At 38.4% G+C, this 17,291-nt stretch carries 7 protein-coding genes; 1 reads left to right on the top strand and 6 read right to left on the bottom strand.

Annotated features, from left to right (window positions below; genetic code table 11):
• Window positions 1–47 precede the first annotated feature (47 nt).
• The 4 genes from QLS65_RS11210 to QLS65_RS11195 all read right to left on the bottom strand — a co-directional run bounded on the left by QLS65_RS11210 (window position 48) and on the right by QLS65_RS11195 (window position 3,496).
• Complete coding sequence (locus QLS65_RS11210) at window positions 48–791, bottom strand: head GIN domain-containing protein (protein ID WP_282717719.1); 744 nt, start codon at window positions 789–791, stop codon at window positions 48–50.
• A gap of 4 nt (window positions 792–795) precedes the next feature.
• Window positions 796–2,556: a PspC domain-containing protein gene (locus QLS65_RS11205; RefSeq protein ID WP_099713268.1), complete on the bottom strand. Its 1,761-nt coding sequence runs from the start codon at window positions 2,554–2,556 to the stop codon at window positions 796–798.
• A 2-nt stretch (window positions 2,557–2,558) separates the two neighbouring features.
• Entirely contained in the window at window positions 2,559–2,891 is a 333-nt protein-coding gene (locus QLS65_RS11200; RefSeq protein WP_099713267.1) for a PadR family transcriptional regulator, read from the bottom strand.
• 149 nt (window positions 2,892–3,040) lie between these two features.
• Window positions 3,041–3,496, bottom strand: a complete 456-nt coding sequence (locus tag QLS65_RS11195) for a DUF4870 domain-containing protein (RefSeq protein WP_282717716.1) — start codon at window positions 3,494–3,496, stop codon at window positions 3,041–3,043.
• A gap of 153 nt (window positions 3,497–3,649) precedes the next feature.
• Between QLS65_RS11195 and QLS65_RS11190 the strand changes: the two genes are divergently transcribed.
• The gene (locus QLS65_RS11190; protein ID WP_282717714.1) at window positions 3,650–4,102 is read left to right on the top strand and encodes a DUF4442 domain-containing protein; all 453 of its coding nucleotides are present in this window, start codon (window positions 3,650–3,652) and stop codon (window positions 4,100–4,102) included.
• A gap of 87 nt (window positions 4,103–4,189) precedes the next feature.
• Here QLS65_RS11190 and QLS65_RS11185 read toward each other — a convergent pair whose 3' ends face one another.
• Both QLS65_RS11185 and QLS65_RS11180 read right to left on the bottom strand, forming a co-directional pair.
• The gene (locus tag QLS65_RS11185) at window positions 4,190–4,420 is read right to left on the bottom strand and encodes a hypothetical protein (RefSeq protein WP_099713264.1); all 231 of its coding nucleotides are present in this window, start codon (window positions 4,418–4,420) and stop codon (window positions 4,190–4,192) included.
• A 149-nt stretch (window positions 4,421–4,569) separates the two neighbouring features.
• Window positions 4,570–17,094 (bottom strand): LamG-like jellyroll fold domain-containing protein, encoded by a 12,525-nt coding sequence (locus tag QLS65_RS11180; protein WP_282717712.1) that lies wholly within the window; start codon window positions 17,092–17,094, stop codon window positions 4,570–4,572.
• Window positions 17,095–17,291: the final 197 nt, after the last annotated feature.

The raw sequence follows: 17,291 nt of genomic DNA, 5'->3' as shown, positions 1-17,291 counted from the left end.
ATCATCCACTTGTGATGGATGATTTTTTGATTTTTAGTAAAATGATTTTATTGTTCTTGATGAACACTTCCTCCGGAATTGGTTTCTTTTCGAATTGATTTCGGAACTTTATTATAGCTTATACTTCCTCCGCTAGAGGCTTCGGCGTCTAAACTGACAATTGGATGAATGTTGATGGTAGCTCCACTGGAAGCTTCAGCATTAACTTCATTTGCTAATAAGTTTTTGGCGTCAATTCCGCTTCCACTTGATGCATTTGCTTTCATTTTTAATCCCATTCCATTAATGGTGATGCTGCTTCCGCTGCTTGAATCACAAGTAATATCATCTGCTTCTATATTCAGGTCAATAGTTCCAGCACTAGATGTTTTTAGTGTGATATTTTCTCCTTTTATAGTATTAGTGCTTGTGATGGATGCGCTGCTATTGGCTTCTAATTGTTCGATAACAGGCATTTTTACGGTTACTTTTTTAGATTTCGTATTGATAAAAGAATTTTTATCGCAATAAATAACGAGTGTGCCATTTTCAACTTTGGTAAAGATGTGCTTCTGCAAATTATCATCAGCCTCAACTACTATTTCAGTTACGTCTGATTGTTCAATGACAAGATCGATGGCATTACTGACTTCTATGCTTTTGAAATCACCTTCCACATTTCTTCTCTCGGTGGTGACATTTCCGCTTCCTTTAATTGAATTTAAATTAATGGAATGGTTACACGATGCGAATAGTAATGCAGTTAAGGCAACCAGAATAAATTTTGTAATTAATGTGATGATTTTTAACATAGCTTTAATTTTTAATGATTACACCGTTTTTGCTTACTGATAAGCCTTTTTTGGTTCCAGCTTCATTTACTGTAACCGTTTCTCCGTTTACTTTTACAGTAGTAGTTGTAATACTGTCATTTTCTGTTACTTTTCCAGTAATGTTTACTTCTACATTATCACCGTTTTCATTTACATCAACATCATTATATTCATTTTCATCAGCAGGACAATTTAAACATTTTATTTGAGAATTTTCTACTTTGTAAATGTAATTGTCTGAACTGTAGTGCAAGTTGAAGAATGAATCATCAGATCTGTCGAAATTTTGTACTGAAGTATCTGGTTTCAATAGAATTCCTTCTGGTACGTATAAAAATATTTCCACTTCCTGGTCACGGAATTTATTAGCTACTTCTGTCAATAAATAGTTGTCTAGAATCAACTGATTTCCTTCAATTTTGATAGCGTATTTTATTTTCTCAGCTCTTTGTTTTGCATCTTGAAATGATTTACCTCTTGCTATTTTTTCAATTTGAATGAAAGGTAATTTCTCGTCTGTACGTAAAATTTCTAAACTTACATTATTGGAATAAATCAATTGAGTGTTAGCTGAATCCTGAACAAACTTGAAGCTTTCTCTGTCATCAATGTCTTTAGTGTAATACTCATTGTATCTGAATTTTACAAACAAAGTATCATTTGGCAATACATTAATCGTTTCTTTCTGAACTGTTTTTCCTTCGTAAGCCACTTCTGACGCTTGTTTTATTCCTATTGAAATTAATATCGCTATGGCAATAATCCAAAGTGCCAATAATGTGTATTTAGCAATATTTCCAATTGATTTCATGCTTGGTGACAATAATTTGAAACCTAAAAGTGTCAAGAAAAAGAACGGAATTCCAACTGCAAAGAACATTAACAATCCAAAAGACCATATTGGGTAATCCGTGAAATTTCCTGCTTCAATGAAACTCTGCCATGGCACATCAATAAAATCTGAAGAACCTAAAGTGAAAACAGCAATTAGTAAAGAAACTAATGTTGCAATTCCTGTGATGATTAAAATTACTCCTAAAAACTTTGCGAAAATCTTGAAAACTGTCATGATAAAATCACCAAAAGAGCTTCCTATTTTCCCGGCACCCGTTTTTATTTGATTGCCATATTTGTCGTAATCCACATTTTTTATTTTGCCAGAAACGCTTTCAAACTCTTCACGTACTTTTTTTTCGATATTCGAAATATTTACCGGTTCCCCGGTCATTTCCAGTTTTTCTGATGTGGTTACGGCTTCAGGCGTTACAATCCAAAGAATGATATAAGCCAAAATTCCAGTTCCAAATCCAGCAAAAACTAATAGTATTAGAACGATTCTGATCCATACGGCATCAATTCCAAAATAATGACCTAATCCAGCTGCAACACCTCCAATCATACCTTTTTCTTTATCACGGTATAATTTTTTTGTTCTTCTGTTTGAACTGTCACTAAAGGTTTGAGAACCTTTCAACTCATCTTCAATAATGTAATCTTCCGGTTGTCCCATTACGGCAATAACCTCATCTACATCTTTTAAACCCACAACATGTTTGTCGCTTATTTGTTTTTCATTCAATAATTCTGAAACACGCATTTCGATATCTTTTATGATTTCATCATGTCCAGATGAATTAGATAAAGATCGTTTTATGGCATCAAAATATCGTGTTAATTTTTGGTATGCATCTTCATCTATATGAAAGAACATTCCGCCTAGATTTATATTTACAGTTTTGTTCATGACTATTGTTTTTGGTTGGTTATAAGGTTTACGGCATCGGATAATTCAGTCCATGTGCCACTAAGTTCTTTTAAAAATGTTTGTCCTATTTCTGTTAGACCATAATATTTTCTTGGTGGTCCTGATGTGGATTCTTCCCAACGATAATTGAGCAATCCATCATTTTTCAATCGGGTTAGCAGCGGGTAAATAGTTCCCTCTACAACTAATAATTTTGCGTTTTTTAAAGTGTCCAATATTTCCGATGTGTATGCATCTTTTTCTTTTAATACGGATAAGATGCAAAACTCGAGAACACCTTTACGCATCTGGGCTTTTGTGTTTTCAATGTTCATAATTTCTTTTTTTTGATTTTGTGTTGATTAAACGGTTCATTTTTTGATTGATGATTGATTTGTTTTTGCGAGGAACGAAGCAATTGTTTCTAGCTGTTTGGTTCGCTTTATTTATTACGTTTGTTCGCTTTTAATCCATTTTATTTCTCCTACTTAATAAACGGAATCGTTATTGGATATTTGTATTTTTCACCATTTGATGTTTTGATGGAAGCATAAATGATTAAAAAGAACTCAGCCACTTTTAAAAGTCCAAAAATTAAAACAGCAACTAAACCTACTGTTAACATTCCGATGTTTCCTTCAAAGTTAAAATTTCTAAAAACAAAATCGTGATGATTTACTACAGCTTCGAAAGGAACATTTTTAAACAGTGTAATTAAAAATGTTGGAACTGCAATTAGTATTAGTACTAAAGAATACAATAATAAACTTAACTGAAAATTAAGTACTTGTTTTCCGTGGTGATCCACAAATTCAGAACTTTCCTTTTTTGAAGTCCAAAGTATTATTGGAAAAATATAATTTCCAAAAGGAATAAAATATTGAGTCAATGCACTCAAATGAGTAAATGTTGCGGTGTTTTTTTCGGTTGTTGTTTCCATGATTAAAAGTATATAGTAATTTCTTATGCAAATATATATCTAAAAGACAGTATCTTGTTTCGCATAGTACCAAATATTAACATAAAATTAACAAATTAATTTAATATGTACGCATAGTATTTTTTTGTATTTTAGCAAAAAACCTAGCTATATATGAAACTTACAGCGTCAAAACTTAATAAATTTCTCTTATTTAAATTACCGTCGGCATTTATCTGTGGTGTACGTGTAAAAGAGATTGATGAAAACAAATGTGTGGTATCAGTAAAACACCGCTGGATTAATCAAAATCCGTTTAATTCCATGTATTTTGCAGTGCAAGCAATGGCTGCTGAGCTTTCTACAGGAGCTTTAGTAATGTTTCAAATTCAAAAAAGCGATAGGAAAATATCGATGCTTGTTGCTAACAATAAAGGTAATTTTACCAAAAAAGCAACGGGTAGAATCACTTTTACCTGTACCGATGGTCATTTAATTGAAGAAGCAATTGAAAAAACAATTGCTACCGGAGAAGGACAAACCTTCTGGATGAAGTCTATTGGAACAGATGAAAAAGGAGTTCAAGTGTCTGAAATGGATTTTGAATGGAGTGTAAGAGCCAAATAAAAGCACGTAGTTGTTTCTAAAAATAGAAAAACGCCTCTAAATTTAGAGGCGTTTTTTTATAGGAAATTAAAATTTATATTGTTTAGACTAGCATTTTTTGCCACTTGCTTTTGCTGATGCATCACACTTTTTTCCTTCAGCCTTACATTTTGCTTGGCATTTTTCTATTTCATCAGCACTCATTGCTTTTGATTTAGAATCTTTTTTAGCACAACAGGATTCTTTTTTTGCTTTTTCTTTTGTAGCGGTTTTACTTTCTTGAGCACTAAGATTCACAGTTAGAAATGCGATTGCTATACATGCTATTATCTTTTTCATTTTTATAAATTTAAATGGTTTTTCTTTTTTTCTTTGGATGTAAATCCAAAATTATAATTCAAATATAAATAATAATTTAAACCAATTTATTAAAATTCAGATTAATATTTACTTAATTGAATAGGATTCTGGTACTGGAAACATATATTTTATTTGATTATGATTTTTTTACTGTAATCTCCTTTTGAAGTTTTCAGTTTTACGATGTATACTCCTGAACTTAAACTTTTGATTGGAATTTGAATTCTGGTTTGATTTTCATTTTTCACATCCCAATTTGCCACAGCTTGTCCTAATATATTGAAGAGACGCACCTCGTTCACGTTTGAATCAAGAGCTTTATTTTGAATGATTAAGACTTTATAATTATTGGAATATAAAACTATAAGTCCGTCATTTAAATTATTCTCATCAACATCAAGTGTTTTGTTTGTAAATCGAAGCGAGAAACGGTTTCTATACTCGCCAGCGGCTAATGAAATGGTAAAATCACTAGTACGAATGTCATGATAAATGCCCGTTATGTTATCATGGATGTAAATTTGAGTTGTACCAGATATGTTTTCAAGAGCATCAATTTTTATTTTGATTTTGCCTTCGGTTCCTACAGTAAGTCCTAAAGGGATTACTTGATTTTCATTAAAATCAGTAACGGCTTGAATCACATATTCAATATTATTAATTTCCCAAAACATATCATTTACACTCAAATCAAACATTGGAGCATCATAACCGATGTCGAACATTGCGGTTGTGTTACTATCGGCTCCAAGTAATAGTTGTCGGTGCGCACCAATTGAAGAATCAAAACCGAGTCTGATTTTTGATCTCGTTTCAGTTTCAACATCTGAACCTTTTGCACTTGATTTTGTTGTTCCAATCGTTTTCATAAAGAGCGAGTTTCCTGCACTTTCTTTGACAAATACTCGTTGGCTATTTTTAAAAATTAAATTGCCACCATCAACTGTTGTTGGAATCATCGTCCCTGATAGGTCAGAGTCTAAATAGGCATCAACAAAAAATCCTTGTGCTACGGGGATGTATCGTTCCGGTACTTTTGTACCAGCTCCAGTTCCAGTCAAAGAACTGTCAGCAATACCGGCAACTCCTCCCATTAAGGTATAGGTAGCATAACCACCTTCATATTCAGCTAAATAGTGATTGTTTGACAGACCAAAATGATCCCAAAAATAAAGTGCGCCATTAAAAACATTTTTGCCTAGTGCATTTCTAGCAGCTAAGTTGTCTCTTATGAATTCATCGGCGTCAAGCGCTGATGGGTAAGGATTTCCTACTAAGTACGTTTGGTCATAAGGTAAAGATAATGTAATAGTCCCTGAATTAGGTTTTCCTACAAATACATAGTTTTGTAGTGCTGTGATTGGAGCAATACCACCGGTTCCTTTCATAGTATACGCTTCTCCAGTTTTTATCAGACCGGTACTGCCAACATATTTCCATTGATGATAATCATTTAAATCTGTATTCGAATTTAGTGTTTGTGAATTGTAAGACCATAACCAGCGGTTACTAATTTTTATAGGACTTGAAACTATATCTGCAAAAAATGGACCGTCATCAAAATTGATACTATTCGGAATTAAAGAATCCGTTCCATCTTTTAGAATATTTGCAATTGCATACGGTGAATTATTTAAACCTCCTTGAATACTTACCGGTGATGACCAATAGTTGTAATTGAAACTGTTTTTTTGACCTTGTTGATCTCGTTCAATATATCCTGAACTAGCTTCATCTAAAATACTGTCATCATATTGAGATGCTGAATATCTCTTTTGTACCAGTTGTGATTGTCCTACAAGATCAATATTGCCATTCAATAATAAATATAGGGTAATCCATAAACCTTGACCGTCATTATTTTCAATTGGATTAGTTACAACAGGATCAGCCATTGTTAATTTTCCGGTAGTTGAAAGTAAACCTAATACTGTAATGTCTTTATTTCCAGAATTAATGTTATGTGATATTTGTACAATATTCCAATCAATTGGAGTACTATTATCAACTCCTAAGCTATTTGGTGCATCCCAAACATTAAAATGTGTCCAAGTAGTATCCGTACTCCAATCTTGACCATTAACTCTTGAAGTATATGGTATTGGAGCGGTTTGATCTTGTATGCTGGTAATATTTCTTAACTTACCTATGGCAGTTCCTTTTGTTGGATTGAGATAACCACAACTAATGGAGCTCATTTGGTAATAGCCTAATAAATCGGCTGTCCATGATAATCCGTTTACATCTACAGGAACGATTACACCTGCAACGGTAGCTCCGTTGCTTTTAATTTCCTGATTCATAATTTGGTGCAATTGTTCTGGAGTTAATGCTTTATTCCAAATTCGGAGTTCATCCATCCATCCATTAAAATAGCTTATAGGTTGGCTTCCAGATTTATTCATCGCTCCTAAAATACAATCAAAGTCATTAGTTGCCGGTAATGATCCTGATGCATTTTTTACTTCAACACCATCAATATATAATCGATACGTTGTACCACTCAAAGTAACTGCAATATGATACCATCTGCTTGTACCAATGCCATAATTAGAGGCAACTGTTCCTGTTCCATTCCAATTAAATGAAATTTTGTCTCCTATCAATTTCAAATCATAACCTGTAGCCAGATTATTAGAATCGCGTTTAGAAAAGATGGTTTGTGTTCCAGTTACTGAATTGGGTTTTACCCAAACTTCGATACTAAATGGAGCAGTAAAATCATAATTATCTTTGAAGGTTATATTGTCATTTGTACCATCGAAATTAATTGTAGAGCAATCAGTTAAAACAACAGTAACATCATCAGAACACCCAGCTGCTGTCCACGTTAGTACATAAGTTCCAGCATCACCGGTAAACGTAGCATTAGGATCGGTATCATTTGGAAAAAAGGATGCGGTATTACAAGGGCTTATTGCAGTACTGGATTTAATGGTCCATTTTCCAGTGGCACCAGTACCTATAGCAGTATCTGTTACATAATTATTGTCCCAAGCTCCTTTTGCTATGTTTTGTGCAGCGGTAAGTCTATTGTCATAAGCATTAAGAGTTACCGTATTATTTCCACAGTCAGCAGCTACAATGGCAAGATCTTTCCCTGCATAAGCAAAGTTTACATTAACGGTTACAAATTCAGTTCCATCTATTCCTGAACTTCTACATCCATTAATTAAAGTTGTGACACCATAAACTTGAACTCCTGGGGAAACAGGTGTTATATTCACCGTATTTATTGTTGAAATTATATTTCCGTCTTCATCAGTCCATTCAACTGTTTGATTTGGTGGTGCATCCGGGAATTTAAAATTATCTAAAGCCCAAGCACTATTTGTATTGGCACCTATAAAAGTGAATTTTACTCTCAATTGTGTTTGACCTATATAATTTTGTAAATCGAAAGAAGTATTGTCATTCGCAAAGGTATTGAAGAGGGCCGATTGAGCCGGTCCGGTGATATCTTGTAAAGTAACAGTGTAACTTGCACCACCGTTCAGTGATAGTTCAATGAGTATGCGGTCTCCAGCCAATAATTTATAGGCTTGGTCAAATCCAAATGAAAAGGTTGTTAAGCCTAATGAATTAAATATAGGTGTTTGTAAGGTTGTGGTTAACGGACCATTCGCAATTGCAAATTTTGGATCACCAGAATCATAAATTATTCCGCCTGGAAAAGGATGTGGGTTTGTACCTGCCCAATGGTTAGAACTTGTATTATTGGCAGATGCGGTATAACCTCCAGGAGAACCATCTACTAACCATCCTCTAGGATCTTGCGTATTCAATTGCCCTGTTTGAAAATCTCCGCCTTGTAAAAATTGGCCTGTACCATAACTACTTTGGGATGTAAATAAAGAAGAACTTCCCAAGCATAAAGTTGAAGGTGATGCCGATACAGGATCTGGTTTGATATTTGGTGGAATGACATTTACATATGCTATAGCTGAATATGCCAAGCCACAAGCTCCACTATCAAGTACTGCTCTGTACAATGTTGTTTGGCTGATATTCGTAAAATTATTTGTAGCACTTATGTTTGCAATAGGCACCCATGTTACGCCTCCATTAGTAGTGTATTCCCATCGTACTATATTCCCAACAAAACCACTTAAAGTAAGTGTACCACTACCTAAGTGGCAGGCAGTAATTAAATTGCTTATTATTGTGGGAGTAGCACTAAAATAACCAGTTATTGAACCACCAATCGTTACCGGATTAATTGTTATTACTTGAGAATGTGTTACCGCTACACAACCACCAGATGCTGCAATAGTATTGGTAACTGTATATGTCCCTGCGGTACTCGCTGCCAAATTGATTGCTCCTGTTGAGGAATTAATGGACAATCCTGCAGGTGTCGCGCTAAATACTCCTGCAACTCCACCTCCCGTATAAGTTAACAATGGATTCGTAGCACTCTTGCAAAAAGTTGCAGAACCATAATTGAACGTAGCAAAAGGAAGCGGATTAATAGTAACCGATGTTGTTACTGCTATGATAGCACAACCTCCAGAAGCTGGAATTCGATAGGTTACAGTATAAGTGCCTGGAGTACTAGTACTAGGTGTTATTGCTCCTGTAGTCGCATTAATTGTTAGTCCACTTGGAGCAGAATAGGTTCCTCCGGTATAGGCATTTGTTCCCGTTAAATTTACTGCTTGTGCGCTATTTATCGAATTGCAAAAAGGAGTTCCTGCATAGCTGATAGACGCTGTTGGAATTGGAGTTATCGTAACACTTGTAGTTGTTGAAACTGGAGCACAACCTCCAATAGTAGGGCCGGTGTAAGTTACAGTATAAGTTCCAGCCGTACTTGTACTAGGAGTTATTGCTCCAGTAGTTGTATTAATGGATAATCCACTTGGAGCAGAATAAGTTCCCCCAGTATAGGCATTTGTTCCAGTTAAATTTACTGCTTGAGCACTACTTAATGAATTACAAAAAGGTGTTCCTGTATAACTGATAGTTGCCGTTGGAATTGGAGTTATCGTCACACTTGTAGTTGCTGAAGCTGGCGCACAACCTCCAGTGGCAGGACCAGTGTACGTTATTGTATATGTCCCTGCTGTGCTTGTACTAGGAATAATTGCTCCAGTAGTTGCGTTAATTGATAATCCACTTGGAGCAGAATAGGTTCCTCCGGTATAGGCATTTGTGCCACTTAAATTTACCGCTTGAGCACTACTTGATGAATTACAAAAAGGAGTTCCGGTATAACTGATAGTTGCCGTTGGAATTGGAGTTATGGTAACTGTTGTAGTCGCCGTTACAGGCGCACAAATTCCAGTAACAGGGGTTGTATATGTTATAGTATAAGTACCTGCGCTACTTGTACTAGGAGTAATTGCTCCAGTTGAGGTATCTAAACTTAATGTTGGTCCGCCAGAAACAACTGAGTAGGAGTAAGTACCTCCAGTGAAGGCATTTGTTCCTGTTCTTGTTACAGGTTGAGCAACGGTATTATTTTTACAAAATGGATTTCCTGTATAACTAATTGATACTGTCGGAATTTGTGTTACCATTAATGTTGCTATTGCTGATTGTACAGAGGAGCATGTATAACCGGCTGGCCCTGAAATTACTACATCGTAGTTTGCAGCATCTCCTGATGCAATAGAATTGATTGTTAAAGTTGAAGCTGTTTGTCCAATAATATTTGAACCATTTTTTCTCCATTGATACGATAAAGGATCTCCGTTTGCATCAGCAACTACGGTAAATGTAACATTAGAACCATTGCATAGTGATTGTGAAACAGGTTGAGAAGATACTATAATCGCTTGATCTACATTCAATGTTCTTTGTGCAGAAGTAACTGCAGCACAAGGAGATGCTCCGTTAATAACTACATAATAACTACCATCATCGCTTAAACTTGCTTGGTTGAAATTAAGACTAGCAGATTGCGCACCCGAGATATTAGCTGAATTAACTATTGCTGTACCAGTAGGAGCAGTACCTTTATACCATTGATACGTTAAGCCATCACCAATGGCAACTACACTTAGACTTGCAGGAAAACTGGCACATATACTTGTATTCGAAGGTTGATTTGTAATTGCAACTACTTTTTTAATAGTTAAAATGATATTTGCGGTTATCGCTGTACATGGACCAGCCGGGTCATTAGTAGAATATGTTAAAGTAACTGTGCCTGAATTAATATCAGTTGCACTTGGGCTATAAATTGCAGTTGGTGTATTGTTATTAAATGTGCCAGTTCCGCTTGTACTCCAAGTAGCCGAAGAAGCACCACCTCCAAATGAACCCGCCATCGTAGCTGTAGTATTTGAGCAGATAGTTTGATTTATTCCAGCACTTACGGTTGAAGCTTCATTCACAGTAATCGTTCTAGTAGCACTTACGGTTGTACAGGAGGTTAATGCATTTGTGGTAAGAGTCAGCGTAACAGTTCCACTGAAATTAGCAGCAGGAGTATAAGTAATGGCCGCAGGATTTACCGTTTGAGCTGTACTGCTTAAAGTCCCTCCTCCGGAAGTGATTGACCATGCTCCGGTTGTAGCTCCACCACCTATACTTGCACCAGAAAGTGTAATCGCAGACGGTATTGCTAATTGACAAACAGTTACAGCTCCTCCGGCATTTATAGTTGGAGCAGCATTTACAGTTATGGTTTTTATAGCACTTATGGCTGAACAGCCACTTAAAGCATTTGTAGTAAGAGTAAGAGTGACAGTTCCGCTGAAATTTGCCGCGGGAGTATAAGTAACAGTCGCAGGAGTAGTAGTTTGGGCTGTATCGCTCAATGACCCACCTCCCGAAGTAATAGACCATGCTCCAGTTGTAGCTCCGCCACCAATACTTGCACCCGATAATGTAATCGCAGACGGTGTTGGAGATTGACAAACAATATCAGGACTTCCAGCATTTACCGTTGGAGCGGTATTTATAGTAATGGTTCTGGTTGCACTTATTACAGAACACCCAGTTGGAGCATTTGTAGTAAGAGTAAGAGTGACAGTTCCACTGAAATTTGCAACAGGAGTATAAGTGACAGTCGCAGGAGTCGCAGTTTGGGCTGTACTACTTAATAATCCACCTCCCGTAGTGATAGACCATGCTCCGGTTGTACCTCCACCACCAACGGTTGCACCAATTAGTGTAATTGCCGATGGTGTTCCCGATTGGCAAACAGTATTAGGGCCTCCAGCGTTCACAGTTGGCGTAGCATTGACTATTATAGTTCTAGTTGTACTTATAGTAGAACATGCAGTAAGTGCATTTGTGGTAAGAGTCAAGGTAACGGTTCCGCTAAAATTTGCTGCAGGAGTATAGGTAACAGTTGCAGGAGTCGCAGTTTGAAGGGTACTGCTTAAAGTTCCTCCACCAGAAGTAATAGACCATGCTCCAGTTGTGGCACCTCCGCCAACAGTTGCACCAGTTAATGTAATTGCAGATGGTGTTGGAGATTGACAAACAATATCAGGACTTCCTGCATTTACCGTTGGAGCAGCATTTATAGTGATGGTTCTAGTTGTGCTTACTGGAGAACATGCAGTTGGTGCATTTGTGGTAAGGGTCAATGTTACCACCCCACTGAAATTCGAGGCAGGTGTATAGGTAACTGTTGCAGGATTTGCAGTTTGGAGGGTACTGCTTAATGATCCACCTCCTGAAGTAATAGACCATGCCCCAGTTGTAGCTCCGCCACCAATAGTTGCTCCAGTTAATGTAATGGCTGATGGTGTAGCTGATTGACAAACAATATCAGCTGCTCCAGCATTTACCGTTGGAGTTGCATTCACGGTAACAGTTCTTGTTTCGCTTACTGGAGAACATGCAGTTGGTGCATTTGTGGTAAGAGTCAAGATGACTGTTCCGCTGAAATTTGCAGCAGGAGTATAGGTAACGGTTGCGGGAGTTGCCGTTTGTGCTGTACTACTTAATAATCCGCCACCTGAGGTTATAGACCATGCTCCAGTTGTGGCTCCTCCGCCAAGAGTTGCTCCGGATAATGTAATGGGTGAAGGAGAAGGTGATTGACAAACCACATTAGTCCCACCAGCATTTACGGTTGGAGCTGTATTTACAATTATAGATTGAAAGGCAGTTTTTGTTCCGCCACAGCCCCCGGTAATAGTATAAATAATATTACAGTTACCTGATGCGATTCCAGTTACGATTCCAGTACTATTAACAGTCGCTATAGCGGTATTGCTGCTACTCCAAGTCCCAATACCACCGCTAAGAACTACAGAGTTGGCTGTGTAGGTTGTTGTTCCAGAACTGCACAAAGTACTTGAACCTGTAACAGAAGCTATACTTGCAATAGGCGTTATTGTTATTATGATTTGATCACTTACTGGAGCGCATGATCCTGAAGGATCATCAGATGTAATGGTCAATGTTACAGTTCCTGCAGCTATTGCCGCAGCTCCAGGAGTATAAGTGGCATTCCATTTAGTAGCATTAGGAGAAAAAGTACCTCCATTTGATGAAGACCACGATACATTATTGTTTCCAGTTGCTCCTCCTGTTGTTGGTGAAAGTGAAACATTTGGGAATGCTGCACAAACTACCTCATCAGAACCTGCATCAACGAAAGCAAAATTACCAACGGTTACTGGTAAATTAGTACTTGATGCACTTGAACCGCAGGCATTATTTGCTCTTACTGATATATTACCACTAACTGCAGTAGAAGATGCTGTAACCGTGATAGAATTTGTACCAGCTCCAGCAGTTATAATCCAACCAGCCGGTAAAGACCATGTGTAATCTGTAGCATTAGCCACTACAGGTATATTGTATTGTAATCCCGTTACAACAGGGCATATTGATGTAGATTGTGGGCTAGTTGGTGTTGGCGGTGTTGCCGGGATTGCAGTATTTACAGAAACTGCAAAAGTTTGAGCACCACTTGTTCCGCATGAATTATTAGCAGTTACAGTAATATTTCCAGCAACTGCAGTTCCTGATGTTGAAACAGTAATTGTAATTGTATTTGTACCAGATGTAATATTCCAACCTGACGGTAAAGTCCATGTATACGATGAAGCATTTGCAACAGCGGATATACTATAAACAAGCCCTGTTCTGCTTATACATTGTTCAACAGAACCACTTATTGCTCCCGGCATTGCTGGTGCTGCTGGACTTACGGTTACAGCCAGAGTTCTTGCTAAACTCGTTCCGCAGCTATTTGTTGCAGTAACACTAATAGTTCCATTTTGGCCTGTACTACCTGATGTTACAGTGATTGAATTTGTTCCAGCACCTGCAGTTATTGACCACCCTGTTGGGACTGCCCAACTATAAGTAGTCGCATTAGGAACGGCTGTTATACTATACGTTAATCCAATAATTGCCGGACATACAGTCGATGTTCCAGCAATTAATCCTGGTGTTACTGGTGTTGCCGGACTTACGGTTACTCCAAGAGTATTAGCTAAACTCGTTCCGCAGCTATTTGTTGCTGTAACACTAATAGTTCCATTTTGACCCGCGGTACCAGATGTTACAGTAATAGAATTTGTTCCTGTACCTCCGGTTATTGTCCATCCAGTTGGTACTGTCCAAGTATACGATGAAGCATTTGCAACAGCAGCAATACTATATGTTTGTCCTGTTAATGCAGGACATTGTGTAACAGTTCCTGATATTGCTCCTGGTGTTGCCGGTGTTGCCGGACTTACGGTTACAGCCAAAGTTCTTACTGAACTTGTTCCACAGCTATTTGTTGCAGTAACGCTGATAGTTCCATTCTGGCCCGTATTACCGGATGTTACAGTGATTGAATTTGTTCCTGTGCCTGCAGTAATTGACCATCCAGTTGGAACTGTCCAAGTATAACTTGTAGCATTAGTAACTGCTGTTATACTATATGTTAATCCAATAATTGCAGGACATACAGTTGGTGTTCCAGCAATTAATCCTGGTGTTACTGGTGTTGCCGGACTTACGGTTACTCCAAGAGAACTAGCTGAACTCGTTCCACAACTATTTGTTGCAGTAACACTAATAGTTCCATTTTGGCCTGTACTACCAGATGTTACAGTAATAGAATTTGTTCCTGTACCTGCAGTTATAGACCATCCAGTTGGTACTGTCCAGTTATACGTTGTAGCATTTGCTACTGCAATAATACTATAAGTTTGCCCTGTTAATGCCGGACATTGCGTTCCAGTTCCGGTTATTACTCCTGGTGCTGCAGGTCCTGCCGGACTTACAGTTACAGCCAAAGTTCTTGCTGAACTTGTTCCACAACTATTTGTTGCAGTGACGCTAATGTTTCCGTTTTGACCTGTATTACCGGATGTTACTGTTATTGAATTTGTCCCTGCACCTGCTGTAATTGACCATCCTGTTGGAACTGTCCAAGTATAAGTTGTAGTATTAGGAACTGCTGTTATACTATATATTTGTCCTGTTAATGCGGGACATTGTGTAACAGTTCCCGTTATTGCTCCTGGCGTTGCGGGTGTTGCTGGACTTACAGTAACTGCTAAAGAGGCAGAAGCACTTGTACCGCAACTATTTCCAGCGGTAACACTTATGTTTCCATTCTGTCCTGCGCTTCCAGATGTCACGGTAATAGAATTTGTTCCTGCACCTGCAGTTATTGACCATCCAGTTGGAATTGACCAAGTATAACTTGTTGCGTTGGTTACTGCAACAACGCTATACGTTAATCCAGTAATGTCAGGACACACCGTTGATGTTCCTGAGATTACTCCAGGAGTTGCGGGTGTTGCCGGATTAACTGTAATTGGAATACTGTTGCTTATATCAGTTATTGGCGATACGCAAATAGCATTTGATGTTAGTCTAACAGTTACTATATCACCATCAGCAAGTAATGAAGTAGAAAAACTAGGACTATTTGTGCCAGTATTAATACCATTAATCATCCATTGATAAGAAGGAGTTGTACCTCCATTTGTTACCAAAGCAGAAAAAGTTACCGAGTTGCCTGGGCAAATTGTTGTAGCGGAAGCTGATATGCTAACAGATGGTACAACAACATCATTTACAGTCATTGTAATTAAATTACTGGTAACTGGAGAAGTGCAAGCAGTACTTGAAGTTAGCACGACGGTTACCTTATCGGTATTCATGAGAGATGTGGAAGTAAATGTTGGAATATTGGTTCCAACGTTTATACCATTTACTTTCCATTGATAAGAAGGAGTAGCTCCACCATTAACTGGAGTAGCTGTAAAAGTGACTGAGGTGCCTGCGCAGATATTATTTCCCGGATTTACTGCAATTGATACAGTTGGTAACGGATTCACAATTACGGTGTATGTTGCCGTTTGAGTTTGTGGTGCGCAGGCATTGTTGCTGGTTACCGTCATTGTCAAAGTAACAGAAGTTCCCGCGTCGGAAGCAGCTGGGGTATAAGTAGGAGTTAATGTTGTAGCTCCTGCGGTAATAGTTCCTGCCCCGTTTTCAGTCCATAGGATTGTTCCGTTTGTAGCAGAAGCACCACTTATCGTTGCCGTTGCATTCGAACAAATAGTTTGTGTTCCACCGGCAATTGCAGTTGGTAACGGATTCACAATTACGGTGTATGTTGCCGTTTGAGTTTGTGGTGCGCAGGCATTGTTGCTGGTTACGGTCATTGTCAAAGTAAAAGAAGTTCCAGCATCGGCAGCAGTTGGTGTATAAGTAGGAGTTAGTGTTGTAGCGCCTGCGGTAATTGTTCCTGCTCCGTTTTCAGTCCATGCTATTGTTCCGTTTGTAGCAGAAGCACCACTTACCGTTGCCGTTGCATTCGAACAAATGGTTTGTGATCCTCCGGCAATTGCTATTGGTAACGGATTCACAAATACGGTGTATGTTGCCGTTTGAGTTTGTGGTGCGCAGGCATTGTTGCTGGTTACCGTCATTGTCAAAGTAACAGAAGTTCCCGCGTCGGCAGCAGCTGGGGTATAAGTAGGAGTTAATGTTGTAGCGCCTGCGGTTATATTTCCTGCTCCGTTTTCAGTCCATAGGATTGTTCCGTTTGTTGCGGAAGCACCACTTACGGTGGCAGTGGCAGTTGAACAAATGGTTTGTGTTCCACCAGCAGTTGCAGTTGGTAACGGATTCACAAGTATTGTGTATGTTGCTGTTTGAATTTGTGGTGCGCAGGCATTATTGCTGGTTACCGTCATTGTTAAAGTAACAGAATTTCCTGCATCGGCAGCAGTTGGTGTATAAGTTGGAGTTAGTGTTGTAGCGCCTGCGGTAATAGTTCCTGCTCCGTTTTCAGTCCATAGGATTGTTCCGTTTGTTGCGGAAGCACCACTTATGGTTGCCGTTGCATTCGAACAAATGGTTTGTGATCCTCCGGCAGTTGCAGTTGGTAACGGATTCACAATTACGGTGTATGTTGCCGTTTGAGTTTGTGGTGCGCAGGCATTGTTGCTGGTTACGGTCATTGTCAAAGTAACAGAAGTTCCTGCATCGGCAGCAGTTGGGGTATAAGTTGGCGTTAGTGTTGTAGCGCCTGCGGTTATATTTCCTGCTCCGTTTTCAGTCCATAGGATTGTTCCGTTTGTAGCAGAAGCACCACTTACGGTTGCCGTTGCATTCGAACAAATGGTTTGTGATCCTCCTGCAATTGCTATTGGCAAAGGATTCACAATTACGGTGTATGTCGCCGTTTGAGTTTGCGGTGTGCAGGCATTGTTGCTGGTTACCGTCATTGTCAAAGTAACAGAAGTTCCTGCATCGGCAGCTGTTGGGGTATAAGTGGGCGTTAGAGTTGTATCTCCTGCGGTAATAGTTCCTGCTCCGTTTTCAGTCCATAGGATTGTTCCGTTTGTAGCAGAAGCACCACTTACGGTTGCCGTTGCATTCGAACAAATGGTTTGTGATCCTCCTGCAATTGCTATTGGCAAAG

The organism is Flavobacterium algoritolerans (assembly GCF_030010385.1).
Lineage (GTDB): Bacteria > Bacteroidota > Bacteroidia > Flavobacteriales > Flavobacteriaceae > Flavobacterium > Flavobacterium algoritolerans.
Note: the sequence above shows the minus strand (reverse complement) of the source record. Positions and strands in the feature narration are given on the sequence as shown.